Annotated in this window: 22 protein-coding genes; 19 read left to right on the top strand and 3 right to left on the bottom strand. The window is 64.5% G+C overall.

Features of this window, described 5'->3' with window-relative positions; all coding sequences use genetic code 11:
• Positions 1-20: 20 nt before the first annotated feature.
• From BLS48_RS11560 to amaB, 11 genes are all read left to right on the top strand, one after another.
• Entirely contained in the window at positions 21-1,217 is a 1,197-nt protein-coding gene (locus BLS48_RS11560; protein WP_091577736.1) for an acyl-CoA dehydrogenase, read from the top strand.
• Positions 1,218-1,467: 250 nt separating this feature from the next.
• Entirely contained in the window at positions 1,468-4,827 is a 3,360-nt protein-coding gene (locus BLS48_RS11555) for a transglutaminase family protein (RefSeq protein ID WP_091577734.1), read from the top strand.
• A gap of 6 nt (positions 4,828-4,833) precedes the next feature.
• Entirely contained in the window at positions 4,834-7,245 is a 2,412-nt protein-coding gene (locus BLS48_RS11550; protein ID WP_091577733.1) for a circularly permuted type 2 ATP-grasp protein, read from the top strand.
• Between the two features lie 3 nt (positions 7,246-7,248).
• Entirely contained in the window at positions 7,249-8,133 is an 885-nt protein-coding gene (locus BLS48_RS11545; RefSeq protein ID WP_091577731.1) for a transglutaminase family protein, read from the top strand.
• A 152-nt stretch (positions 8,134-8,285) separates the two neighbouring features.
• Positions 8,286-9,221 carry a glycosyltransferase family A protein gene (locus tag BLS48_RS11540; protein ID WP_091577729.1) on the top strand — a complete coding sequence of 312 codons (936 nt, stop codon included), beginning with the start codon at positions 8,286-8,288 and terminating at the stop codon, positions 9,219-9,221.
• Positions 9,221-10,099 (top strand): glycosyltransferase family 2 protein, encoded by an 879-nt coding sequence (locus BLS48_RS11535; protein WP_091577727.1) that lies wholly within the window; start codon positions 9,221-9,223, stop codon positions 10,097-10,099. The genes BLS48_RS11540 and BLS48_RS11535 overlap by 1 nt, the downstream gene beginning before the upstream one ends.
• 56 nt (positions 10,100-10,155) lie before the next feature.
• The gene (locus BLS48_RS11530; protein ID WP_143019413.1) at positions 10,156-10,839 is read left to right on the top strand and encodes a glycosyltransferase family protein; all 684 of its coding nucleotides are present in this window, start codon (positions 10,156-10,158) and stop codon (positions 10,837-10,839) included.
• 70 nt (positions 10,840-10,909) lie between these two features.
• Positions 10,910-12,001 carry a DNA topoisomerase IB gene (locus tag BLS48_RS11525; RefSeq protein WP_091577724.1) on the top strand — a complete coding sequence of 364 codons (1,092 nt, stop codon included), beginning with the start codon at positions 10,910-10,912 and terminating at the stop codon, positions 11,999-12,001.
• A 106-nt stretch (positions 12,002-12,107) separates the two neighbouring features.
• On the top strand, positions 12,108-12,482 hold the full coding sequence (locus tag BLS48_RS11520; RefSeq protein WP_091577722.1) for a YciI family protein: 375 nt from the start codon (positions 12,108-12,110) through the stop codon (positions 12,480-12,482).
• Positions 12,479-13,753 carry an RNA polymerase sigma factor gene (locus BLS48_RS11515; RefSeq protein WP_091577721.1) on the top strand — a complete coding sequence of 425 codons (1,275 nt, stop codon included), beginning with the start codon at positions 12,479-12,481 and terminating at the stop codon, positions 13,751-13,753. The genes BLS48_RS11520 and BLS48_RS11515 overlap by 4 nt, the downstream gene beginning before the upstream one ends.
• A 181-nt stretch (positions 13,754-13,934) precedes the next feature.
• Complete coding sequence (gene amaB / locus BLS48_RS11510; protein ID WP_091577719.1) at positions 13,935-15,449, top strand: L-piperidine-6-carboxylate dehydrogenase; 1,515 nt, start codon at positions 13,935-13,937, stop codon at positions 15,447-15,449.
• An 89-nt stretch (positions 15,450-15,538) separates the two neighbouring features.
• Here amaB and BLS48_RS35640 read toward each other — a convergent pair whose 3' ends face one another.
• Both BLS48_RS35640 and BLS48_RS11505 read right to left on the bottom strand, forming a co-directional pair.
• Positions 15,539-15,700, bottom strand: coding sequence for a hypothetical protein (locus tag BLS48_RS35640; RefSeq protein ID WP_167365049.1), 162 nt, complete (start codon positions 15,698-15,700; stop codon positions 15,539-15,541).
• 72 nt (positions 15,701-15,772) lie between these two features.
• A complete protein-coding gene (locus tag BLS48_RS11505; protein WP_167365048.1) occupies positions 15,773-16,675 on the bottom strand; it encodes a hypothetical protein in 903 nt (300 codons plus the stop codon).
• Between the two features lie 286 nt (positions 16,676-16,961).
• Here BLS48_RS11505 and BLS48_RS35635 point away from each other — a divergent pair, with 286 nt between their 5' ends.
• Positions 16,962-17,123, top strand: coding sequence for a hypothetical protein (locus BLS48_RS35635; protein WP_167365047.1), 162 nt, complete (start codon positions 16,962-16,964; stop codon positions 17,121-17,123).
• 106 nt (positions 17,124-17,229) lie between these two features.
• Here BLS48_RS35635 and BLS48_RS11500 read toward each other — a convergent pair whose 3' ends face one another.
• On the bottom strand, positions 17,230-17,988 hold the full coding sequence (locus BLS48_RS11500; RefSeq protein WP_091577716.1) for an SDR family NAD(P)-dependent oxidoreductase: 759 nt from the start codon (positions 17,986-17,988) through the stop codon (positions 17,230-17,232).
• 156 nt (positions 17,989-18,144) lie between these two features.
• Here BLS48_RS11500 and BLS48_RS11495 point away from each other — a divergent pair, with 156 nt between their 5' ends.
• The 7 genes from BLS48_RS11495 to BLS48_RS11465 all read left to right on the top strand — a co-directional run bounded on the left by BLS48_RS11495 (position 18,145) and on the right by BLS48_RS11465 (position 24,784).
• Positions 18,145-19,554: an aldehyde dehydrogenase family protein gene (locus BLS48_RS11495; RefSeq protein ID WP_091578044.1), complete on the top strand. Its 1,410-nt coding sequence runs from the start codon at positions 18,145-18,147 to the stop codon at positions 19,552-19,554.
• Entirely contained in the window at positions 19,532-20,374 is an 843-nt protein-coding gene (locus BLS48_RS11490) for an N-formylglutamate amidohydrolase (RefSeq protein WP_167365046.1), read from the top strand. The genes BLS48_RS11495 and BLS48_RS11490 overlap by 23 nt, the downstream gene beginning before the upstream one ends.
• A 71-nt stretch (positions 20,375-20,445) precedes the next feature.
• The gene (locus tag BLS48_RS11485) at positions 20,446-21,030 is read left to right on the top strand and encodes a helix-turn-helix domain-containing protein (RefSeq protein WP_091577713.1); all 585 of its coding nucleotides are present in this window, start codon (positions 20,446-20,448) and stop codon (positions 21,028-21,030) included.
• A gap of 165 nt (positions 21,031-21,195) precedes the next feature.
• Positions 21,196-21,921: an ABC transporter ATP-binding protein gene (locus BLS48_RS11480; RefSeq protein WP_091577711.1), complete on the top strand. Its 726-nt coding sequence runs from the start codon at positions 21,196-21,198 to the stop codon at positions 21,919-21,921.
• A gap of 43 nt (positions 21,922-21,964) precedes the next feature.
• Positions 21,965-23,119 (top strand): ABC transporter substrate-binding protein, encoded by a 1,155-nt coding sequence (locus tag BLS48_RS11475; RefSeq protein ID WP_167365045.1) that lies wholly within the window; start codon positions 21,965-21,967, stop codon positions 23,117-23,119.
• A gap of 52 nt (positions 23,120-23,171) precedes the next feature.
• Entirely contained in the window at positions 23,172-23,876 is a 705-nt protein-coding gene (locus BLS48_RS11470) for an ABC transporter ATP-binding protein (protein ID WP_091577708.1), read from the top strand.
• A gap of 8 nt (positions 23,877-23,884) precedes the next feature.
• A complete protein-coding gene (locus tag BLS48_RS11465; RefSeq protein ID WP_091577707.1) occupies positions 23,885-24,784 on the top strand; it encodes a branched-chain amino acid ABC transporter permease in 900 nt (299 codons plus the stop codon).

Genomic DNA, 24,784 nt, shown 5'->3' with positions numbered 1-24,784 from the left:
CACGAGTCTGGGAGAACGCCATGGCCGCCGACAAGAATGCATTCGTCTGGGAAGACCCGTTCCTGATCGAAGACCAGCTTTCGGAAGACGAGCGCATGGTGCGCGACGGTGCGGCGGCCTTTGCCGCCGACAAGCTCGCGCCCAGGATCGAGGACGCCTATCTCAATGAAAAGACCGATGCCGGCATCTTTCGCGAGATGGGCGAGGCCGGCTTGCTCGGCATCACCATCCCGGAAGAGTATGGCGGTCTCGGCGCCAACTATGTGACTTACGGGCTGGTGGCGCGCGAGGTCGAGCGCGTCGATTCTGGCTACCGTTCGATGATGAGCGTGCAGTCGTCGCTGGTGATGTATCCGATCCACGCCTATGGCTCCGAAGAGCAGCGCAAGAAGTACCTGCCCAAGCTCGCCAGCGGCGAGTGGATCGGCTGCTTCGGCCTGACTGAGCCGGATGCCGGCTCGGACCCAGGCGGAATGAAGACGCGCGCCGAGAAGACAGCGAATGGCTACAAGCTCAGCGGCTCGAAGATGTGGATTTCCAACGCGCCGATCGCCAACGTGTTCGTCGTCTGGGCGAAGTTGAAGGGCGAGAACGGCAAGGACGAAATCCGCGGATTCGTGCTGGAAAAGGGCATGAAGGGACTGTCGGCGCCGAAGATCGGCGGCAAGCTGTCGCTGCGGGCGTCGATCACCGGCGAAGTGGTGATGGAAGGCGTCGAGGTCGGCGAGGACGCTCTGCTGCCCAACGCCAAGGGCCTTGGCGGCCCGTTCGGCTGCCTCAACCGGGCGCGCTACGGCATTTCCTGGGGCGCCATGGGCGCGGCGGAAGATTGCTGGCATCGCGCCCGCCAGTATGGCCTCGACCGCAAGCAGTTCGGCAAGCCGCTGGCCGGCACGCAGCTTTACCAGAAGAAGCTCGCCGACATGCAGACCGAGATTGCCCTGGCGCTGCAGGCGTCGTTGCGGGTCGGGCGGCTGATGGACGAAGGCAAGATGGCGCCGGAAATGATCTCGATCGTCAAGCGCAACAATTGCGGCAAGGCGCTCGACATCGCCCGCCAGGCCCGCGACATGCATGGCGGCAACGGCATCCAGATCGGCTACCACGTCATGCGCCACGCGCAGAACCTGGAGACGGTCAACACCTATGAGGGCACGCATGACGTGCATGCGCTGATCCTCGGCAGGGCGCAGACTGGCATCCAGGCGTTCTTCTAAGCTGTGTCGATATTCAGGTGATGCCGGCCTGCAAATGGCGGTTTCCTGCGCTTCCGGTGCTCACATACGAAAAGTACGCTCCGCTCCGGTTCTCGGTATCAACCATTTTCGACTCGGCCTGACCTGAATCTCAACACACCTTAAGCCGGCTTCGGCCGCTTAAATTAGGTGCACCGCAACATCTCTGCTTGGAGAATGGCCGGCAGATGTGTCAGGGTTCGGCGATCGAAACGCCGATCTCCGGGGCCCCATGGCAATTCTGGCAGCCGTCTACCATCTGACCCACTACAAATATGACCGGCCGGTGGTTCTCGGCCCTCAGGTCATCAGGCTGCAGCCGGCGCCGCACTCCCGCACCAAGGTGTTGAGCCATTCGCTCAAGGTCGAGCCGGCCAACCACTTCGTCAACCTGCAGCAGGATCCCTACGGCAACTTCCTCGCCCGCTTCGTCTTTCCCGAGCCGGTAACGGAGCTGAAGATCGAGGTCGATCTCGTTGCCGACATGACGGTCTACAATCCGTTCGATTTCTTCGTCGAGCCGTCGGCCGAGACGTTCCCGTTCGAATATCCGGAAGAGATCAGGGATGATCTCGCCATCTACCGGACGCCTGAGCCGGCAGGGCCGCTGCTTTCGGCCTTCCTGGGAACCATCGACACCAGCGCGAAAAACACCGTCAATTTCCTCGTCGACCTCAATGCCCGGCTGCAGCGCGAGATCGCCTATATCGTGCGCATGGAAACCGGCGTGTTCTCGCCGGAGGAAACGCTGGCCGCCGGCAAGGGCTCGTGCCGGGATACGAGCTGGCTCTTGGTGCAGATCCTGCGCAATCTCGGCATCGCCGCGCGTTTCGTCTCCGGCTACCTGATCCAGCTCAAGCCTGATCTCGTTGCGCTGGATGGGCCGGCCGGCACATCGGTCGATTTCACCGATCTTCATGCCTGGTGCGAGGTCTACCTGCCCGGCGCCGGCTGGATCGGTTTCGACCCGACCTCGGGCCTGCTCACCGGCGAAAGCCATGTGCCGCTTGCCGCGACCCCGCATTTCCGCAATGCCGCGCCGATTTCCGGCATGGCGAGCTTTGCCAATGTCGAGTTCGGCTTCGACATGCGGGTCGACCGCATCGCCGAGCATCCGCGCATCACCAAGCCATTCTCGGACGAAAGCTGGCAGGCGCTCGATGCGCTCGGCAACAAGGTCGATGCCGCGCTGGCGGCCGGGGACGTGAGGCTGACGATGGGCGGCGAGCCGACCTTCGTGTCTATCGATGATTTCGAGTCTGCCGAATGGAACACCGCCGCCGTCGGGCCGACCAAACGCGAGAAGGCCGACGCGCTGATCCGCAAACTGCGCGAGCGCTTCGCGCCCGGCGGCTTCCTCCACTACGGCCAGGGCAAATGGTATCCCGGCGAGAGCCTGCCGCGCTGGACCTTCTCGCTTTACTGGCGCGCCGACGGCGAGCCGGTATGGAGCGATCCGTCGCTGATCGCGCGCGAAAAGAGCGAGGCCGATATCGGGCCGAAGCAGGCCGAGAGCCTACTGACGGCGATCGCCGGCGAGCTCGGCATCGAAAAAGCCATGGTCAGCGAAGCCTATGAGGACCCGGCCGAGTGGCTGCTCAAGGAAGGCAAGCTGCCTGACAATGTCGACCCGTCCAACTCCAAGCTGGAAGACCCGGAGGAACGCAGCCGCATGGCGCGCGTGTTCGAGCGCGGGCTGACCAAGCCGTCGGGCTATGTGCTGCCGGTGCAGCGCTGGAACAGCCAGGCGTCGGGGCCGCGCTGGCGCTCGGAAAAGTGGAAGACGCGGCGCGGCCGGCTGTTCCTGGTGCCGGGCGATTCACCGGTCGGCTACCGCTTGCCGCTCGGCACGCTGCCCTATGTGCCGCCGGCACAGTTCCCCTATATCGTGCCGGTCGATCCCTCGCTGCCGCGCGGGCCGCTGCCGGCACGCGAGGCTATCTTGCCCACCGCTGCTCCGGCAGAGCTGGAAGGCGCCGATGAAATGGCGCACCGCCAGCAGGCGGCGTCGTTCACGCCGGCGACCGGCCAGCAGGACCGGGTCGAGCAGGAGATCACCGAGATCGGCGGCGCGGTGCGCACCGCGCTTTCGGTTGAACCGCGCGATGGGCGACTTTGCGTGTTCATGCCACCGGTCGAGGCGCTGGAGGACTATCTGGAGCTGGTCGCGACCGCCGAGAACGCGGCGAAGGCGATCGGCCTGCCCGTGCATATCGAGGGTTATGGCCCGCCGCATGACCCACGCCTCAACGTCATCCGCGTGGCGCCCGATCCTGGCGTCATCGAGGTCAACATCCATCCCGCCGCCAACTGGCAGGATTGCGTGGCGACGACGACGGCGATCTACGAGGAGGCGCGGTTGACGCGGCTTGGCGCCGACAAGTTCATGATCGACGGCCGCCACACCGGCACCGGCGGCGGCAACCATGTCGTGGTCGGCGGTGCGACGCCCAATGACAGCCCGTTCCTGCGCCGGCCCGATTTGTTGAAGAGCCTGGTGCTGCAATGGCAGCGGCATCCGTCGCTGTCCTACCTGTTCTCGGGCCTGTTCATCGGCCCGACCAGCCAGGCACCGCGCTTCGACGAAGCCCGTCACGATTCGCTCTACGAGCTCGAGATCGCCATGGCGCAGGTGCCGCATCCGGACAAGGGCGCGGCACCCCTGCCGTGGCTGGTCGACCGGCTGTTTCGCAACCTGTTGACCGACGTCACCGGCAATACGCACCGCTCGGAAATCTGCATCGACAAATTGTTCTCGCCGGATGGTCCGACCGGCCGGCTCGGCCTGGTCGAATTTCGTGGCTTCGAGATGCCGCCCAATGCGCGCATGTCGCTGGCGCAGCAGCTTCTGGTCCGTGCCATCATTGCCCGCGCGTGGAAGAACCCGCTCGAAGGCCGCTTCGTGCGCTGGGGCACGTCGCTGCACGATCGTTTCATGCTGCCGCATTATGTCTGGGCCGATTTTCTCGACGTGCTCGACGATCTCAAGCTCAACGGCTTCGAGTTCCGTCCCGAATGGTTCGACGCCCAGCTCGAGTTCCGCTTCCCGTATTGCGGCGAGGTCCAGCATGCCGGCATCAAGCTGGAGTTGCGGCAAGCGCTGGAGCCGTGGCATGTCATGGGCGAGCAAGGCGCCATCGGCGGCACCGTGCGCTTCGTCGATTCCTCGGTCGAGCGGCTGCAGGTCAAGACCGAAGGCCTCAACCCGGAGCGCCATGCCATCGTCTGCAACGGCCGCATCTTGCCGATGAAGGTCACCGACAACCGCGAGGTGGCGGTGGCCGGCGTGCGCTTCAAGGCCTGGCAGCCGGCCTCGGGGCTGCATCCGGCGCTGCCGGTCAACACACCGCTGGTCTTCGACATCTATGACCGCTGGTCGGGCCGTGCTGTCGGTGGCTGCGTCTACCATGTCGCGCACCCCGGCGGGCGTAACTACGACACCTTCCCGGTCAACGGCAACGAGGCGGAGGCACGGCGGCTCGCCCGCTTCGAAGCGCGCGGCCACACGCCGTCCGGCTATGTGCTGCGCGAGGAACAACCGGCGGAAGATTTCCCGATGACCCTTGACCTTCGGCGGCCGGCAAGACTCTGATCAGCGATGGCAAAGGGGAATCACAAGAGGATACGCGGCAAGCCGCAGATCCACAGCCTGCTGGAACACTACCAGCCGATCGACGGCGTCGTCGACGAAATGGTCGATGCTTCAGGCACCCCTCGTCCGGTCTGGAAGGATTTCATCGAGGCGCTCGACGAACTGGGGCCTGAAACGCTCGGCCAGCGCTTCGCCCGCGCCGACCAGTATCTGCGCGACGCCGGTGTCTACTACCGTGTCTACGACAAGGCCGGCGCCAATGAGCGCGAATGGCCGTTGGCGCATGTGCCGCTGCTGATCGAGGACAAGGAATGGGCTGACATCAGTGCCGGCCTCGTGCAGCGCGCCGAGCTGTTCGAGGAAACCATCGCCGATATTTACGGGCCGAACCGGCTTGTCGAAAATGGCATCCTGCCGGCTGGGCTGATCGCCGCCAGTCCGGAATATCTGCGTCCCGTGGTCGGCACCGTGCCGGCCAGCGGCCATTTCCTGCATTTCTGCGCCTTCGAGCTCGGCCGCGGGCCCGACGGCCAGTGGTGGGTGCTTGGCGACCGCACCCAGGCGCCGTCCGGCGCCGGCTTCGCGCTCGAGAACCGCGTCGCCACCACGCGCGCGCTGTCCGACATCTATGGCGAGATGCATGTGCATCGTCTTGCCGGCTTCTTCCGCCGCTTTCGCGACGCGCTGATCGGCATGGCCGAGGAGACCGGCGGCCGGGTCGCCATCCTGACGCCGGGGCCGCTCAACGAGACCTACTACGAACACGCCTATATCGCCCGCTATCTCGGCATCATGCTGCTCGAAGGCGAGGACCTGACTGTTTCCGGCGGCAGGCTGATGGTGCGCACGGTTTCCGGCCTGATGCCGATCAGCGTGTTGTGGCGGCGGCTCGACGCTGCCTTCGCCGATCCGCTCGAACTGCGCCCGGATTCGCAGATCGGCACGCCGGGGCTGGTCGAGGCGATCCGCCAGGGCGCGGTTGCCACCGTCAACGCGCTGGGCTCGGGTCTGATGGAAACGCGGGCGCTGCTCGCCTTCCTACCCAAGATTTCACGCGCCTTGCGGGGCGAGGAGCTTCTCTTGCCAAGCGTCGCCACGTGGTGGTGTGGCCAGGAGACGGAGCGCGCGCATGTGCTGGCCAATATCGACCGCATGGTGATTGGCCCGGCGCTGTCGACCCGGCTTGCCTTCGAGGATGACGATTCGACGAAGCTCGGCTCGGCGCTGTCCGCCGGCGAGCGGGCGGAGTTGGTGGCGCGCATCGAACGCGGCGGCGGTGACTTCGTCGGCCAGGAAGCGGTGACGCTTTCAACGACACCTGTTTTTGTTGGCGGCTGGCTGGAGCCGCGGCCGGCGAGCCTGCGCGTCTATCTGGCACGAACCCCTGAGGGCTGGACGGTGATGCCGGGCGGCTTTGCCCGCGTCGGCCTGTCGCTCGATCCGACGGCGATCGCCATGCAGCGCGGCGGCCAGGCGGCGGATGTCTGGGTGGTCAGCGACAGGCCGGTGGAGCGCGAGACGCTGCTGCCGCAAGAGAGCGACAGCTTCACCCGCACCAGGCCGGGCAGTCTGCCCAGCCGGGCGGCGGAAAACCTGACCTGGCTCGGCCGCTACATCGAGCGCTCCGAAGACACGGTGCGCATCCTGCGCGCCTACCATGTGCGGCTGGCCGAAACGTCCGATCCCGACATGCCGCTGCTCGCCGACATCAGGGATTATCTCGAGCCGTTCGGCATCGATGTCGAGACGGCGATCCCACCAGGGCTGATCGGCACGCTCGATAGCGCCGTCTACAGCGCCGGGCAGATACGCGACCGCTTCTCGCCCGATGGCTGGCTGGCGCTCAAGGACCTGTCGAAGACCATCCATCAGTTCGCGACGACGGTGGCGCCGGGTGACGATGCGACAAGGGCGATGACGGTGATCCTGCGCAAGCTCGCCGGTTTCTCCGGCCTGCTGCACGAGAACATGTACCGCTTCGCCGGCTGGCGTTTCCTCGAGATCGGCCGGCGGCTGGAGCGCGGCATCCAGATCGCCCGCACGCTGTCCCGGCTGACCAGCGCCAAGGCGCCGGATGGCGCGCTCGACATGATGCTGGAGATCGGCGACAGCGTGATGACCCACCGCCGGCAGTATCCGGTGCAGACCGGCCGGCGCACGGTGATCGATCTTCTGGCGCTCGACCCGCTCAACCCGCGCTCCATCCTGTTCCAACTCGAAAGGCTGAAGGCCGAGATCGGCCTTTTGCCGTCGGTTGGAGGCGAGGGACACATGTCGCCGGCGGCCAAGGAGATCCTGCAGCTCAACACGCAGATCGCCATCAAGGAGCCTTCGGACATGACGGCAAAAGCGCTGGACGATCTCGCCTATGAAATCGGCGGCCTCTACAACAGCCTCGCCAAGGCCTACTTCGGGTAGCGCATGCTCTACGACATCAGGCTTCATCTCCACTATGACTATGCGGCGGCGGCGGGCGGCGGCCGCCATCAGATTCGCGTGTTGCCGTCGACGATTTCCGGCGTACAGCGCGTCATCGCCGCATCCTTGTCGTTTGCGCCGGCACCCAATGAACGTTCCGACTTTTCCGACTTCTTCGGCAACAACGTCACCTCGATCGCCTTTCGCGGCGCGCATGACGCGCTCGACATCAGGATGAGCGCGCGCGTATCGGTGTCGCGGCCCGAGCCCGGGCTCGACGTATCGCCCGATATCGGCCGGCTCAGGCAGGAGCTCGCCGCTGTGCGGTCGCTGGCGCCGTCCTCGCCTCACCATTTTCTGGCCGGCAGCGCTCATTCCGGCATCGATGGTGCCATCACCGGCTACGCGCAAGACAACGTTGCCGGCTCGGCTGCCGGCACGGCAATGAAGCTCTGCAATCGCATCCATCGCGATTTCACCTATGATGGCGAGGCGACGACGGTGCGAACCCGGGCCAGCGATGCCTTCCGGCTGAAACGCGGCGTCTGCCAGGACTTTTCGCACATCATGATCGCCGGCCTGCGCGGGCTCGGCATTCCAGCCGGCTATGTCAGCGGCTTCCTGCGCACCATCCCGCCGAAGGGCAAGCCCCGGCTGGAAGGCGCCGATGCCATGCATGCCTGGGTCAAGGTCTGGTGCGGGCGCGATGCCGGCTGGCAGGAGTTCGACCCGACCAACGGCATGAGGGCGAGCAACGACCATATTACCGTCGGTTATGGGCGCGACTATTCGGACGTGGCGCCGATCGTCGGCGTTCTCAAAACCACCGGCGGACAAGTCGGCGAGCAGGCTGTCGACGTCATTCCGGTCGTGCTCGAAAAGGCGTAAAGCCGAACCCGAACATGCGTAACTGGCCCATCGGTGCAATTCTAGGTGGATAAGACTGCTTCTCAAACATCGATGTGGCCGCTAGTCTACATCCGTTTCGGGGTGGACAATAATTGTGTGTTCTTAAATCGCATCGGTGCGGGGTTTTGTAATTGAGAGCGGTCAGCGTCGTCATTCCTGCCTACAACGCGGCGGCCACCATCGCGACAACGCTGGCGTCGCTTCGCAGCGAGGCCGCGGTCATCGGCGAGATCCTGCTGGTCGACGATGCATCGACGGACAGCACGGTGGCTGTCGCGCAGCAGGCCGCGGCGCAACTGTCCCTGCCGTTGCGCGTGCTGCCGGCCGATTGCCGCGATGCCGGCGGCGCCCGCAATGTGGCGCTGGCGGAGGCGCTCCATCCCTGGGTATACCTGATCGACGCCGATGACCTGCATCTTCAGGGCGGATTGCGCGCGCTGCTGCGGCAGGCGGAGAATCAACCGAAAGCCGATATGATCGTTGGCGCCTACCGACGCCGGGTGAACGGCCAGAATCGGCAGATCAAGGTGCCGAACGGCTATCAGGCTGCGTGCCACGCGAACGCTTCGGCCTATGTCAAAGGCGATATACGGTCGGTCGCCGTTGGCAGCGTGCTGGCTTCGCGGCGCCTGATCGGCGAGACGCGGTTCCCGGTCGGACTGGCCTATGACGAGGACACGTTGTTCTGGGCACGGCTGATGAGCAAGGCATCCCTGGCCATGATTCCAGACCCGGTGATGGTCTACGAGGTTTCGGCGGCGCGTTCCGACGACCGCTTTGCCATGAATCCGGTGCGGCGCTTCCTGGATTGGCGCCGAGAATTGCGCACACTCACCGATTGCAATATCCCGGTATCGGCGCTCAAGACAAGGGAAGGGCTTGTCGCCCTCAAGATCGCCCGCGTCCACTATGCGCGCGGCGACCTGGACACCGCCGCGCGCTTCCTGGCGGTCGCCGCGGCCGCGCCGAAGCGACGGTCGGACGCCTGGCGCTGTTTACGCTACAAGGTCAAGATTTCCTCGCGGCGCAGGTTTTCGGCGCCGGGAATCCAATTGCAAAGTGCTTGATGACAGCCGAACCCGACTTGGCGGTTATCGTGATTGGCTGCCGAGCGCCGGCAAGTATCGTCGATTCGGTCAGATCTCTCATCGATCAGGGCGTGCCCCTGGAGATTGTCGTGGTCAACTCTGGCGGGGGGGATGCGAAATCGCTTCTGTCCGACGCCGGTGTCGAACTGCCGGTGATCGAAATCGCCCGGCAGGTATTCGTCGGGGCTGCGCGCAATATCGGGATCGCGGCCACGAGGGCGCCCTTTGTTGCTTTCCTTGCGGACGATTGCCTTGCTTGCCCGGGTTGGGCGGAGGCACGAATACGCCGGCATGTGGCTGGGGCTCCCACGGTTTCGAGCGCGATTTCGAACAGTCATCCCCGCAATCCGTTCGCCTGCGCCGCATATCTGGCCCTGTTCGCGCGCCGGCTTCCCGGCCTTCCCGCAGAACTGGCGCTGCGCTACGGCGTCTCCTTCGACCGCCGGCTGTTCGAGGAATACGGCCTGTTCGACGAATCGATGCGGGTTGCCGAGGACACCGAATTTCTCAAAAGGTTGCCACCGGAGCTCGAGCCGGTCTGGGAACCGGAGGTTAGAACGATCCATCGCAACGAGACGCGATTGCGCGGTTTGCTCATCGACCAGTACAGGCGCGGCTATCGCAGTGGCGCCTATTACACGGGGACAACTCGGGCCAAGCCTTTTCGACTCGCCCGCAACAATTTCAAAGATCGCCGGCAGATCCGAAAACTGGCAGGGATCGGGCTGTCTGGACCGGAGTTGACCTTCGTCGCGCGTTCGATGCCGATTGTCGTGTTGGCCCTGTTCGCAAAATCTCTCGGCATCTATTTCGGTGCTCGCGGTCGCTTGAAGAATGACCGGGCGGCCCAAGGATGATTACCAGCCACATCAAGGACAGGCGGTGGCGACGCGGCAGATTTTTCTGGACGCGCATGAGAACGATTGCAGTGTTCAGCTACCGCTATGACGCGCACCTGGTGCCTGACCTGGTTGCCAATCTGGATCCGATCGTCGATGGCTGGATTGCCTTTGACGATCGCCAGGCGCAGGGCATTTTCAGCAGCGAGACCCAGCGAAGGACACTTTTGCTCGAATCGGCGCGTGACGCGGGGGCCGACTGGATTCTGGCTGTGGATCCCGATGAGCGGCTGGAACGTGCGACCGCGGATCGAATTGGGCAATTAACAAGCCGTCATCAACGCATTGCATGGGGATTCCGCTTCCGCGAAATGTATTCATCAACGGATTACAGAATTGACGGCATCTGGGGTGCGAAAATGCAGCATCGCCTTTTTCGCGCATACGATCCCGTGCGGTATCGGTCGCAGGAACTGCATGGCCTTTGGTATCCTGGCGATCTTGGCTTCAGGGAGAAAGATACAGACCTCAACCTGTATCATCTGAAAATGATTGAGCCTAAGCGTCGTTCAGGCCGACAAGCCCTCTACCGGCATCTCGATCCCAAACATGAGATGCAGGACATCGGCTACGATTATCTAACCGACGAGACCGATGCTCGTTTCGAGAGAATCCCGCCGGGCCGTGGATACCATCCGCCGCATGTCGATGATGGCAGGATGTGGATGGCCGATCTGACGGCCGAGGCAGAAGGATAGCTTTTCAGCCCGCCTGCGGAACCAGCAGCCAATCCGTTGCTTATCCTCGGATAAATCCGGTGGAGCACACATGCTGGACAAGTCAGAGACGCACGTTGGTCGATCGACCGGAGAGGAAAACAGCATAAGGGGGCGGGCGCAAATTTCGGCCAAGGAGGCCGCGCTCACCTACATCACCGATGCCGAGCCCGGTATTCGCCGGGTGAAGACGGGCAAGGGATTTTCCTACAAGGGACCAGATGGGCGGGCAGTCTCGGACGCCAGCAGGGCGCGCATCGAGGCGATCGCCATTCCGCCGGCCTGGACGGATGTCTGGATTTCGCCCGATGCCGATGGCCATATCCAGGCGACCGGCAGGGACCAGCGTGGACGCAAGCAGTACCGCTATCATCCACAATGGGCCGACGTGCGTGATGGCGCCAAATATTCGAGCCTTTCCGGATTCGCCGAAAGCCTGCCCGAACTGCGGCGTCGGATCGACGCCGATCTGCGCCGTCGCGGCTTGCCGCTCGAGCGCGTCGTCGCGGCGGTCGTCTGGCTGCTCGACAATACGATGATCCGGGTCGGCAATGCCGCCTACGCCCGCGACAACAAGAGTTTCGGGCTGACGACATTGCGCGACCGCCATGTCGATATCGTCGGCTCAAGCCTGCGTTTCGCCTTCAAGGGCAAGTCCGGCAAGGAATGGAAATTGAAGCTGGTCGACCGCCGCATCGCCGGGATCGTTCGCGGGGCGCAGGAGCTGCCAGGTCAGAAACTGTTCCAGTATCTCGATGAAGACGGCAACAGGCGGCCGGTCCATTCCGAGGACGTCAATTGCTTTATCCGGGAGGCCGTGGGCACCGACTTCAGCTCCAAGCATTTCCGGACATGGGGCGGCACCATCCGAGCCGCGTCCCTGTTTGCACGGACGGAATTGCCGGAAAGCCGCTCGCAGCAAAAGCGGGTGATGAACAGCGTCATTGACAATGTCGCCGAGCGGCTGGGCAACACGCGCGCCGTATGCCGCAAATGCTATATCCACCCGCAGATCTTCGAGGCCTGGGCGCAAGGCCGGCTACTCGACGAAATGATGGAGGCCAACAAGCGCAAGCGCTCGATTGACGGTCTCGATGACGAGGAAGCGCTGGTGCTGAGGTGGCTGAAGACGCGCGAGCGCTGACACACGGTATGGCGGTCACCAATTCCGCAATTCCCTGATTTTTTTATCGACGCAATGTCGGGATCAGTCCTAGTGTTTCGTCCTTTGACAGAGAAAAGGACCAGCAATGCTCTACGCAATCCTCTGCTATGCTTCCGAAGATGTCGTCAGCTCGTGGAGCAAGGCGCAGGACGACGACGTCATGGCCAAGCTCCTCGATGTCCAGGACAAGTATGCCAAGGCCGGCCGGCTTGGCCCGGTGGCGCGGCTGCTGCCGACCACGGCGGCAACGACGCTGAGAAAGGTCAAGGGCGAAGCGGTCGTCATCGATGGTCCATTCGCCGAGACCAAGGAGCAGTTCCTCGGCTTCTATACGCTCGAATGTGCCGATCTCGACGAGGCCGTGGAGTTCGCCCGCGAACTTTCCGAGGTCAATCCGAGCGGCGGCTCCTATGAGATCCGGCCGGTATCGGTGTTCAATCCCCGCAAGGTTCCCGCATGACCGAGCTTGCCTGGATCAGCTCGGCGATCAGCGCTGCCCGCCCGCAAGCGATGGGCGCGCTGCTGCGTTATTTCCGCGATCTCGATACCGCGGAGGAGGCTTTCCAGGACGCGTGTCTCAGGGCGCTGAAGAACTGGCCGCAAAACGGGCCGCCGCGCGATCCGGCGGCCTGGCTGATCTTCGTTGGCCGCAACAGCGGCATCGATGCGGTGCGCAAGCGTGCCAAGCAGGCACCGATGCCGGAGGAGGACCAGATCTCGGATCTGGAAGACGCCGAAAGCGACATAGCCGAGCGGCTGGACGGGGCGCATTACCGCGACGACATCTTGCGGCTGCTGTTCATCTGCTGTCATCCCGATCTGCCGGCGACACAGCAGATCGCGGTTGCGCTGCGCGTTGTCTCCGGCCTTACCGTCAAACAGATCGCGCGCGCCTTCCTGGTCGGCGAAAGCGCCATGGAGCAACGCATCACCCGCGCCAAGGCGCGCATCGCCGATGCCGGCGTGCCGTTCGAGACGCCGGACGCTGTCGAGCGCTCCGAGCGGCTCGCCGCCGTCGCGGCAATGGTCTACCTGATCTTCAACGAGGGCTATTCGACCAACAGCGGCGAGGCACCGGCCCGCGCGCCGCTGTGCGAGGAGGCGATCCGGCTGGCCCGGCTGTTGCTGCGGCTGTTCCAGACCGAGCCGGAGATCATGGGTCTGACGGCGCTGCTGCTTCTGCAGCATGCGCGCGCACCGGCCCGTTTCGACGAGAATGGCGAGATCGTCCTGCTCGAGGACCAGGATCGCAGCCTGTGGAGCCGCAAGATGATCGACGAGGGGCTGGCGCTGGTCGACAAGGCGCTGCGCCATCGTAAGCCTGGCCCCTACCAGGTGCAAGCGGCGATCGGCGCGCTGCATGCGCGGGCCGAGAAGGCCGAGGACACTGACTGGGTGGAGATCGACCTGCTCTACGGCCTGCTCGAACAGATGCAACCGTCGCCGGTGGTCACGCTCAACCGTGCGGTCGCGGTCTCCAAGGTGCGCGGCCCGGAAGCGGCGCTCGCCATGATCGAGCCGCTCGAACAGAGGCTCTCAGGCTATTTCCACTTCTTCGGCCTCAAGGGTGGCCTGCTGATGCAACTCGACCGGGGCGAAGAGGCGCGTGTTGCCTTCGACCGCGCCATTTCGCTTGCCAACACGGCGGCGGAGGCCGCCCATATCCGCATGCATATCGACCGCTTGATGAAAGATGGTGCCGTGCTGGGGACTGCCCGCTCGGCAAAATGACGCGGCTGCCTCTGGTTCAACGGTCTGCGCCCGGCTTGGACCATGCCGGGGTGGCGATTTTGCCCTGAAACGAGTAATGCCACGCCATGACAGCGCTGATGTGCCCGTCGGCACACAGAGCGCATGGCGCAAGGCTTTGACCGGAGCCATAGGATGGCGAACGGATCTGAAAGGGACAAAAATGACGATTGCGAAGGAAACGGCCGAATTGCTGGCGAAACTGGGCGTCGCCAGGGAGGCGCTTGTCGGGGGCGACCTGATCGTGCGCAGCCCGGTGACGGGCGAGCAGATCGCGGCGCTGAAGACCATCTCGCCGGCTGACGCGGCCAAGACCATCGATGCCGCGCACAAGGCGTTCCAGTCCTGGCGGCTGGTGCCGGGCCCGCGGCGGGGCGAGCTGGTACGGCTGCTCGGCGAGGAGCTGCGCGCGCACAAGGCCGAGCTTGGCCGGCTGGTGTCGATCGAGGTCGGCAAGATCCCGTCCGAGGGCCTCGGCGAAGTGCAGGAGATGATCGACATCTGCGATTTCGCCGTCGGTCTTTCCCGGCAATTGTACGGCCTGACCATCGCCACCGAGCGTCCGGGCCACCGCATGATGGAGACCTGGCATCCGCTGGGCGTCGTCGGTGTCATTTCCGCCTTCAACTTCCCGGTCGCGGTGTGGTCGTGGAACGCGGCGCTGGCGCTGGTCTGCGGCGATGCGGTGGTGTGGAAGCCGTCGGAGAAGACGCCGCTGACCGCACTTGCCTGCGAGGCGATTTTCAAGCGCGCCGTCAAGCGTTTCGGCACGGACGCGCCGCAGGGGCTGGCGCCGGTGCTGATCGGCGACCGCGCCGTTGGCGAAATCCTGGTCGATCACCCCAAGGTGCCGCTGGTTTCGGCCACCGGCTCGACCCGCATGGGCCGCGATGTCGGCCCGCGCCTGGCCAAGCGCTTTGCCCGCGCCGTGCTGGAACTCGGCGGCAACAATGCCGGCATCGTCTGTCCGACCGCCGATCTCGACATGGCGCTACGCGCCATCGCCTTTGGAGCGATGGGCACGGCCGGCCAGCGCTGCACCACGCTGCGGCGCCTGTTCGTGCATGACAGCGTCTATGATACCCTGGTTCCACGTCTGAAGAAGGCCTACGAAAGCGTCTCGGTTGGCAATCCGCTGGAGACGTCCTCGCTGGTCGGGCCGCTGATCGACAAGGCCGCCTTCGACGCCATGCAGAAGGCGCTGAAGGAAGCCACCGCCCATGGCGGCAAGGTGACCGGCGGTACGCGGGTCGAGAATGGCCATCCGGATGCCTATTATGTGCATCCGGCGCTGGTCGAAATGCCGAAGCAGGTGGCTCCGGTGACGGAAGAGACCTTCGCACCGATCCTCTATGTGATGAAATATTCGGATTTCGACGCCGTGCTCGATGAGCACAATGCGGTCGGCGCCGGCCTGTCGTCGTCGATCTTCACCCGCGACCTGCAGGAATCCGAGCGCTTCCTCGGTGTCGACGGTTCGGATTGCGGCATCGCCAACGTCAACATCGGCACGTCGGGAGCCGAGATCGGTGGTGCCTTCGGCGGTGAGAAGGAAACCGGCGGCGGCCGCGAGAGCGGCTCCGATGCGTGGAAGGCCTATATGCGCCGCGCCACCAACACGGTGAACTATTCCAAGGCGCTGCCGCTTGCCCAGGGCGTCTCGTTCGATATCGATTGAGAACGCCGACGCCTGCTCGTCGCTAATGCGAGTCCTGATCGCCGGGCGATCGTCGCTGCGCATCCCCCGCATGGGGGATGCCGCACAAATCAACTGCCTGCCGGCGAGCCAAAGGCCGAGGCGAAGGCGGCGTCGATGATGGCCACTCCGACGGCCTGGACGGCCATGGACTCCCGGTGGAAATCGCTCGACACCCACATCACCGAATGGGCGCGCTGGCCGAGCCAGCCGACGCCGAGGTCTTTCGGCATAGGTTCGCGACAGCTCGAGCCATTTGGCGAATCGCCGATTGACGCCGCCGCCAGCGCAGTCCGAGGGAATGTTCAGCCGATCCTGGATGCCGGAAAACAGGCGTCGAAAGCGGCATCGACAATGGCCAGCTTGGCGGCCTGGACGGTCATGTATTCCTGGAAGAAGGTGTTCGAGACCCACATCACCGAATGGCCGCGCTGGCCGAGCCAGCCGATGCTGCCGAGATTCTCGGCATCGCGCAGCTTGCGGGCAAGGTGGGTCCGCGAGAGCTTGAGCCATCTGGCGAAATCGCCGATCGAAACCACGCTGGTCGGAATCCGATCCAAGCCGGCATCATCGGGATCGATGCCCGACATCAGCCAGTCCATGACGATGCCGCCATTGTTGAGCCAGATGAACAGCGAAAAGGTCTGGTTGGGTTCGCGCACCGGCTTGGAGGCAAGCAGGCCGTCCGCCACCAGAGGCTGCAGCCTGGCAACCATGTCGGGCCGCTCCAGGAACCTGGCCAGCCGGTCGCCACCGTCGAGATGATCGAGCGTCCGCAGATGCGCAAGAACCCAGCCCGTGAATGTCCGAACGGTCGCCGCCGTCGGCTGCAAGGGGTGCGTGCGTCCGTCCCCGCCCGAGACATACTCGGCGATGTTGTAGTGCAGCATCTCCTTGATGAAAGCGTCCGCCGTGTTGCGGCTGGCCACCGCGTGCCGGTGCACGACCTCGATGAAACGCGATACCGTCAGGTCCTTGCGGCGGTCGTTCGGGTCCCGCCTGAAATGCATGGCTAGGCCGACATGACCCATCAGCCAGCGCTGCTGCGTGGCAAAAATAGAAGCAAGCCGCGGGCTATCTTCATAGATTCGGATCAGCGCCAGCGACTGTTCCTGAACGTACCGGTGCAAGGCCGGATGGCCGGCAATGTCTTCCAGATTCAGCGCTATGCTCCTCGTGTCTCTCTTCAACTCCGACAGCGGAGCCATGTTCCCCATTTTTCAGTCTACAACACTTGTGTCCAGACGTACCAAATGCGGAGAGCCGGCAATTATCGATCACGACCGGTTGATGTCGGTGCGCTCGACCGCGCCGCCAGCGACATCGTTGGCAGCTACGCGATCGGGCAAGGCACGATCCTGGCAAGGGTGCGGCTTTGATTGGTGCTCTCGACCGCGCCTCGGGCGAGGCTATAGGAGCCTATGCAATCGGGCAGGGCAGCACTACCGATGCGGCCATTTCGAACCACTACATCGCTTCGTCAGTTCGGATTTCATGACGGATGCACAAAGCCAACCGCAAGGCATGCCCGATCCGCCGCTCATCGATGCGATTGGCGGGTTGGGGCTGATCGATGGCGACACAATTGGTGGCGCGCTCTCCACGCTGGCGACGCCGGTGAGTGGGCCCGGCAACCCACGCCATCGCGCAAGGTAGCTTGATCATCCCGGCCATCGCGGCGGGTAGACGGATTCAGCCCAGCCTTGCCGGCCGGCCACTCGTCTCGGTTGCCGCTATCGCGACCCGGTAGCGGGCATGCCGGCTACATGCGCATCAGCAAGCCGCCATCGACAGCAAGCTCGATGCCGGTGATGTAGCTCGCCGCGTCGGAAAGCAGGAACAGTGCCGCGTTGGCCATGTCTTGCGGCGTACCGATGCGGCCGAGCGGCGCGTAGCTCGCCACGGCCGAGCGCTTTTCCTCGGTGTCCCAGCGCGCCTGCAGCGGGGTCAGCGCCATGCCGGGGCAGATGGCGTTGGAGCGGATGCGCTCGCCGGCCAGCTGCATGGCGAGCGATTTCGAGAGCGCGCAGACGCCGGCCTTCGATGCCTGATAGGCGTCCTGCGGGTTGGCATCGCCGCGATACCACTGGATGGTCGAGAAGTGCACCATGGCACCGCCGCGGCCGCCCGAGCGCATATGGGGGACGACCGACCGCGCGGTGTGCACGAAGGACTTCAGATTGATCTTGAACACCTCGTCCCAGACGTCGAGATCCATCTCGAGAGCCGACTTGTCGCGACCGAACCACAGCACGCCAGCGACATTGGCGAGATAGTCGATGCCACCGCGCTCGCGGCCAGCCGTGCCGACGACCTGTTCGACGAAGGCGGCGTCGGTGAGATCGCCCTGCGCGAAGGCGAGCCTGTCGTCATAGGAGGCGAGGGACGAAGGACGTGGCTTCACATCGATGGCTGTGACGGAGGCGCCGGCATCGAGCAGCGCCAGCGTGATGGCTTCGCCCATGCCGCCGCCTGCCCCGGCGACGACCGCATGCCTGCCGGTGAAATCATAAACGATCATCTGCAACCCCTCATGTGCTCCGCCAATGCGCGATGTCGGGACAATAGGGGCGGACAAAAATTCCATCAAGCGGTATTAGAAAAAATTTGCCAAAATGGAAAATAGCGATATCGTGCCGGAACCGACCCTCTCTCAGTTCGAATGGATTTCACGACCATGGACCTGCATTCCGGCGCGCGGACCTTCTCCGTGATCTCTCCCGTCGACGGCTCGACCTACACGACGCGTGCCTATGCCGATGGCGCCGCAATCGAGGCGGCGCTCATCCGGGCCCGTGCCGCCTTGCCGTCCTGGCGGCGGATGAAGCTGGCCGACAGGCTGGCGATCCTGCTGCGCTTCGGCGAGGAGATGAAGGCGCGGGCAACGTCGCTGGCCGAGATGGTGGCATGGCAGATCGGCCGGCCCTTGTGGCAGGCCGACGAGACGCCGCGCCTGGCGCTGGTCGGGCAGCTGCTTGCCGACATCGCGCCGGAGACGCTGGCCGACGTGCCATACCCCTCGGACGAAACCATCCGCCGCTTTGCACGGCCGACCGCAGGCGGCCTGCATCTGTCCATCTGCGCCTGGAACTACCCGACCGCCATGCTCGGCTATCTCGTCACCGCGCCGCTCGCGGCCGGCAATGTCGTGATCTTCAAGCATTCGCCGCAGACGCCACTGATTGCCGAATTGGCGCAGGAAGCCTTCCGCGCCGCCGGCGGTCCCGAGGGCGTGTTCCAGAGCCTGCATCTCGATCATGCCGATGCCGAGCGCCTGATCGCGTCAGGCGCCTTCAATGCGGTGAACTTCATCGGTTCGGTCAATGGCGGCCGGCGCGTTCATGCCGCCGCCGCCGGCACCTTCACCCAGGTGCATCTCGAACTCGGCGGCAAGGATCCGACCTATGTCCGGGCCGACGCCGACCTCGAGGCGACGATCCCGCAGATCGCCGAAGGCACCTATTCCAATGCCGGCCAGTCCTGCTGCTCGGTCGAGCGCATCTATGTCGACAAGGCGATCCATGACCGCTTTGTCGAAGCCCTGGTTGCCGAGACGGCGAAATGGACCATCGGCCATCCCTTTGACGAGAAGCCGATGACCGGCCCGGTGGTGCGCGCGAGCGCCGCCGACGCGATCCGCGATCTCACCGAACAGGCGGTGCGGGCAGGGGCTCGGCGCCTGATGCCAAAGGACGGCACCCTCAAGGCCTCTGGCCTCGGGGCCGCCTATGTCGCGCCGGAAGTGCTCATCGGTGTCGACCACAGCATGCAGATCATGCGCGACGAGCTGTTCGGGCCGGTGGCCTGCGTCCAGTCCGTCAGCGGCGACGAGCAGGCAATCGGCCTGATGAACGACAGCGATTTCGGGCTCAGCGCCTCGATCTGGACGCGGGATATCGAGCGCGGCGTGGCGCTGCTCGACGAAGTCGAGGCTGGCACCGTCTATCTCAACCGCTGCGACCACGCCGACCTGCACCTGCCCTGGGGCGGCATCAAGAATTCCGGCCTCGGCCGCACCAATGGCCGCGCCGGCCTGGCAGAAGCGACCGCGGCGAAGGCCTATCATGTCCGTTCCGTTATCGGTTGATCCGATGAGTGGCTCGATGAACGTGGCGAGCCTTGCAGGGCTTGATGATGCGACCATCACCGCGCTGGCCGCGGCCGGCGTCGAGCGGCTGCGCACGGAAGCGGCCAGCCCCTATCTGCTGATCGCTGAACATGCGGGCAATCTTGTGCCCGCGCCATGGCAGGATCTTGGCCTGGCAGTGCCCTATCTCGGCACGCATTTCGCCGTCGATATAGGCGTCGATGCCTTGACGCGCCGGCTCTCGCAAACGTTGCGGGCGCCGGCCGTGATCGCACATTATTCGCGCCTGTTCCTCGACTACAACCGCCCGGCCAGCGAGTGGGACTTCATGCGCCCGGATCTTGGCGGCATCCCAGTGCCCGGTAATCTGGCGCCCGATGCAGCGGACCGCCGGCTGCGCACCTTTGTTGCCTGGGAGCCGGTCGAACAGGCGATCATCGAGGCGGCGGCGGGCAGGCAGGCGCTGATCTCGGTGCATTCCTTCACCCCGGTGATGGGCGGCGTGCGGCGCAATGTCGATATTGGCGTGCTGTGGCGAGAGCCGTCGCCGTTCGTCACCTCGGTGCTGAAAACCCTTGGCGCGCAGGGCACGGAGGTCGGATTGAGGATCGGCGACAACGAGCCGTACGACTGGCGTCAGGCCGTTGGCTATACGCTGAACCGGCACGGGCTCGAGCAAGGCAGGCCCTGCCTCTATCTCGAAGTCCGCAACAACCTGCTTTCCGATCCGGAAACATTCGAACTCGTCAGCCGCACCCTGGAGGGTGTCTTTGCCACCGTCGCGATGTCGCTATGGCCAAAACCAGCCGTAGCCGTCTAAAGGCTGGACGCCCCCATGCCACGCCGCTAGAGCTTGTCGAATTGGAAACACGACAGCCAAGGGCGTGGGCGATGCAGGGCAATGTGGGCAGCAAGATCCGGGATGCGCGCAAGGAGCGCAACATCACGCTGCGCGACCTCAGCGAACGCTCCGGCCTTTCGGTGTCGCAACTGTCGAAGCTGGAGAACGGCAAGGCCCGCCTGACGGTCGACGTCGCGCTGATGATCGCCGGCGTGCTGCATGTGCCGGTGGCATCGTTTCTGTTCAGCCCGAAGCCGGGCATGCAGGCGCGGCGCTCGATCACGCGCGCCGGCAGCGGCATCCTGCATCAGGGCAATGCAATGGAATTCGAGGTCCTGTGCAGCGATTTTCGCGACAAGACCAACATTTTCTGGCGCGTCACGCTGCGGGCGAAGAGCTTCGAGGAAAATGGCGGCTGGCGCAGCCATTCCGGCGAAGAGTTCATCCACGTGCTCAGCGGCAACCTGGAACTGCACACCATCCACTATGATCCGACGGTGCTGCAGCCGGGCGACAGCATCCTGTTCGACGGCGAAATGCAGCATGCCTATGTCGCGCTGGGCGGCGAGCCGGTCGTCATGCTGATGTCGAACACCGTGCCGCGCGACGGGCTTCCGGCCGGCGCTGGGGTCTGATCCTGGTCGGTCGGACCGGGTGGAATTCCCGTTGGAAAACGCGGCGCTTCAAGAATATTTTCTAAAATGGAAAAAAATACTTGTTATGGAAAAGTCGGAGGTCTAGCATCCTGTTGACCGACCGACAGGAGAAATAGCCATCGGCCGGGATGGGAGATGTGACCGATGCTGTCGGTTGAGTCAGTCAGCAAGACCTTTGGCGGCGTACAGGCGTTGCGCGGTGCCTCGCTGTCCTGCGAGGCCGGCGAAATCCTCGGCCTTATCGGCCCCAACGGCGCCGGCAAATCCACCCTGGTCAACGCCATCTCCGGCGTGCTCAAGCCCGACACCGGCAGTGTCAGGCTGGCAGGCAGGGAAATCACCGGCCATGGTCCCGAATATTGCGCACGGGCGGGGGTCGCGCGCACGTTCCAGACCATCCGGCTGTTCAAGGAATTGACCGTCCGGCAGAATGTCGAGGTCGCCCATATCACTTGCCAGTCTGTTCGGCCGGATGCCGCGGCGCGTATCGGCGTCGACCAGCTGCTCGCCCAATATCAACTGGACGGCTTCGCCGACGTTCCGGCCGGTACGCTGTCCTATGGCAGCCAGCGCCGGCTCGAAATCGCCCGTGCGCTGGCGCTCGGTCCTTCGCTGCTGCTGCTCGACGAGCCGGCCGCCGGCCTCAACGAAGGCGAGTCCGAGACACTCGCGCTGGCGATCGAGGGCATCCGCCGCGATGTCGGCTGCGCCACCATCGTCATCGATCACGATCTGCGCTTCATCAATCGGCTTTGCGACCGGCTCTGCGTCATGGACCAGGGCCAGGTGATCGCCTCCGGGCAGACCGAAGCAGTGTGGCGCGATCCGCGCGTCATCGAGGTTTATGTCGGGCAGTCCGAGACATCGTGACGGCGCCCTGGAACGGCAACAACAAGGGAGAAGGAGGGGTTCAATGGACAAGATGATTCTGGGAGCCGCGGTCGTCGCGGCGGGACTTTCGCAGGTGGCGCATGCCGGCGCCACCGACCTGAAGATCGGGCTCGCGGTGGCGATGACCGGCACGTACGCACCCTACAGCGAGGCCGAAGGCGCGCGCTGCATGGCCGACAGACTGAACAAGGCCGCAGGGGCCGGTGATCCCAAGATCGAGCTGATGATCGAGGACAATCGTTCCGATCCGCAGCTTTCGGTTTCGCTCGGCCAGAAATTCCTCGATGCCGGCGCGCAGATCATCACCGGCGTGCCGTTCCCGGACGCGCTGATCCCGACCGCGCAGATCGCGGCGCCTTACGGCGCCACGGTGTTCTCGGCGCCGAACACGCAGCTCGAGATGCAGCAGGCCGGCCTCGACAATTTCATCGCCGGCGCGGTGCCTGACCCGATCAACGCGGCGGCGACCGCCAATGCGCTCTACGGCAAGGGCGCGCGCAGCGTGGCGCTGATGGTCTCGCCCGATGCCGGTTCCTATTCGGAAAAGCTGCCGGAATGGTTCGGCGAGGTGTTCGAGCATCTTGGCGGCAAGGTTGTCTCCAAGCTCAACTATTCCTGGGGCACCACCGACTGGTCGCCGCAGATCGCCAGCATCAAGGCCTTGCCTCAGAAGCCGGACGCCATCCACATCTGCGGCGTGCTGCCGGATGTCGGCATTTTTATCCGCCAGCTGCGCGCCAATGGCTATGATGGCTGGGTCGCCGGCTGCGACGCCTTCGACGACAAGTCGCTGGAAGGCACTGTCGGCGATCCGGCGTCGTTGGAAAAGGTGATGTTCGCCACCCATGGCGCGACCGGCGTCGACAGCCCGATCGACAAGTTCCTGGCCCAGTGCAAGGCCGATGGCTACAAGATCAACGGCATCTTCGACGCGCTCGGCGCCGACATGGTGCAGATCAGCTACGAGGCGGCGAAAAAGTCAGGCACCGTCGAGCCCGCCGCCTTGCGCGAGGCGATCCGCGCGCCGGGCGGCTATCCCGGCACCACGGCGCCGGTCATTTCTTTCGCGGAGAAGAAGGGCTACCCGGTCAAGGCGGTGCCTGTGATGGGCTTCTCGAACGGCAAGCGGGTGCTGATCTCCGATACGCCGCCGACCTTCGTTCCGGCGCTGAACTGAGGCAGGCAGCTCAAGTGATGATGGATCGAGCCTTCGCAGCGCAGGCCCAGTCGTGCTGACGGTCGACAACTTGATCGTCCGCTACGGCGCGGTGAGCGCGGTGCGTGACCTCAGCCTGAAGGTTGGGCGGGGCGAGCTTGTCGCCCTGCTCGGTCCCAACGGTGCCGGCAAGAGCTCGACCATCAACGCGCTGACTGGTCTGGTCACGCCGGCCTCTGGCCGCATCGTTCTCGACGGCCAGGACATCTCGCGGGTCCGCACCGAGGACCGCATTCGAGCCGGGCTGACTTCGACGCCGGAGGGCCGGCACATCTTCGCCAATCTGACGGTCGGCGAGAACCTGCGGCTCGGTGCGGCGACACGGCGTGACCCGAAAGGGGTACGCCAGGATATCGAGCGCTTCCTGGCGCTGTTTCCTGTGCTTTCCGAACGCTACGGGCAAGCGGCGGGTACGCTTTCGGGCGGCGAGCAGCAGATGCTGGCCATCGCTCGCTCGCTGATGTCGCGGCCAAAGCTGCTTCTGCTCGACGAACCGTCGCTGGGACTGGCGCCGAAGATCGTGGTGCAGATCTTCGATTTCATCGGCGAGCTCAAGGCGGAAGGGCTGACGCTGCTGGTGGTCGAGCAGAACGCCAAGCAGGCGCTTCGTTTCGCGGACCGCGTCTATGTCGTCAGCGCCGGTACGCTTCGCCACAGCGGGCCGCCGGCAGGTCTCGCCGACGAACACGGCCTCTTCAATCTCTATATTGGCGGGTAGGCGGCGACATGGACTATGCCTTGCAGCAGCTTCTCAACGCGTTGGCCTTCGGCGCGGAATATTCGCTGGTCGCGCTCGGCCTCGCCGTGGTGTTCTCGATCATGGGCCTGGTCAATTTCGCGCATGGCGAAATCATCGGCGTCTCGGCCTACAGCGTGTTCCTGGCGGCAGCCCTCGGGCTGACGTCGCCGATCGTCGCCGTGCTCCTCGCGGTCGCCGCCGCCGCGCTGGCGGCGATCGCCTTCGAGCGGGTGGCGTTCCGGCCGGTGCGCTACGCGCCGACGACGACAGGGTTGCTGACCGCCTTCGGCGTCAGCATCGTCGTGCAGAACCTGTTCATGCTGCTGATCTCGCCAAAGCCGCAGTCAGTCTCGATCCTCAACGGGTTGAACCAGATGTGGTTCTTCGGCCCGTTCGCGGTGTCGTCGCTGCAGGTGATGGAGCTGGTCGTCTCCGGCCTGACCATTCTGGCGCTGGTGCTCTTCCTCAACCGCTCGACGCTTGGTCTGGCCATCCGCGCGGCATCGCGCGATTTCGCCACGGTGCGGCTGATGGGGATCAGGGCTAACCGGGTGATCGCAACGGCCTTCGCGATTTCGGGCGCGCTGGCGGGCATCGCCGCCGTGTTCATCATCGCGCGGCGTGGCAGCGTCTCGCCCGATCTCGGCTTCAGCCTGGTGCTGAAGGCATTCGTCGCCTGTGTGATCGGCGGCTTCGGCTCGCTGCCGGGAGCGGCGGCTGGCGGCATGCTGCTCGGCTTCATCGAGGTTGGCCTGCTAGTCGCGCTGCCGCAGGAATATGGGGGCTTCAAGGATGCGCTCACCTACGTGATCATCGTCGCGCTGCTTGTCTACCGGCCGGAAGGCCTGCTCGGCCAGCGGGTCGAACTCGGCGACAAGGAGATTTGA

Source organism: Mesorhizobium qingshengii (assembly GCF_900103325.1).
In the GTDB taxonomy this organism is placed as follows: domain Bacteria; phylum Pseudomonadota; class Alphaproteobacteria; order Rhizobiales; family Rhizobiaceae; genus Mesorhizobium; species Mesorhizobium qingshengii.
This window is presented reverse-complemented; position numbering and strand designations above follow the sequence as displayed.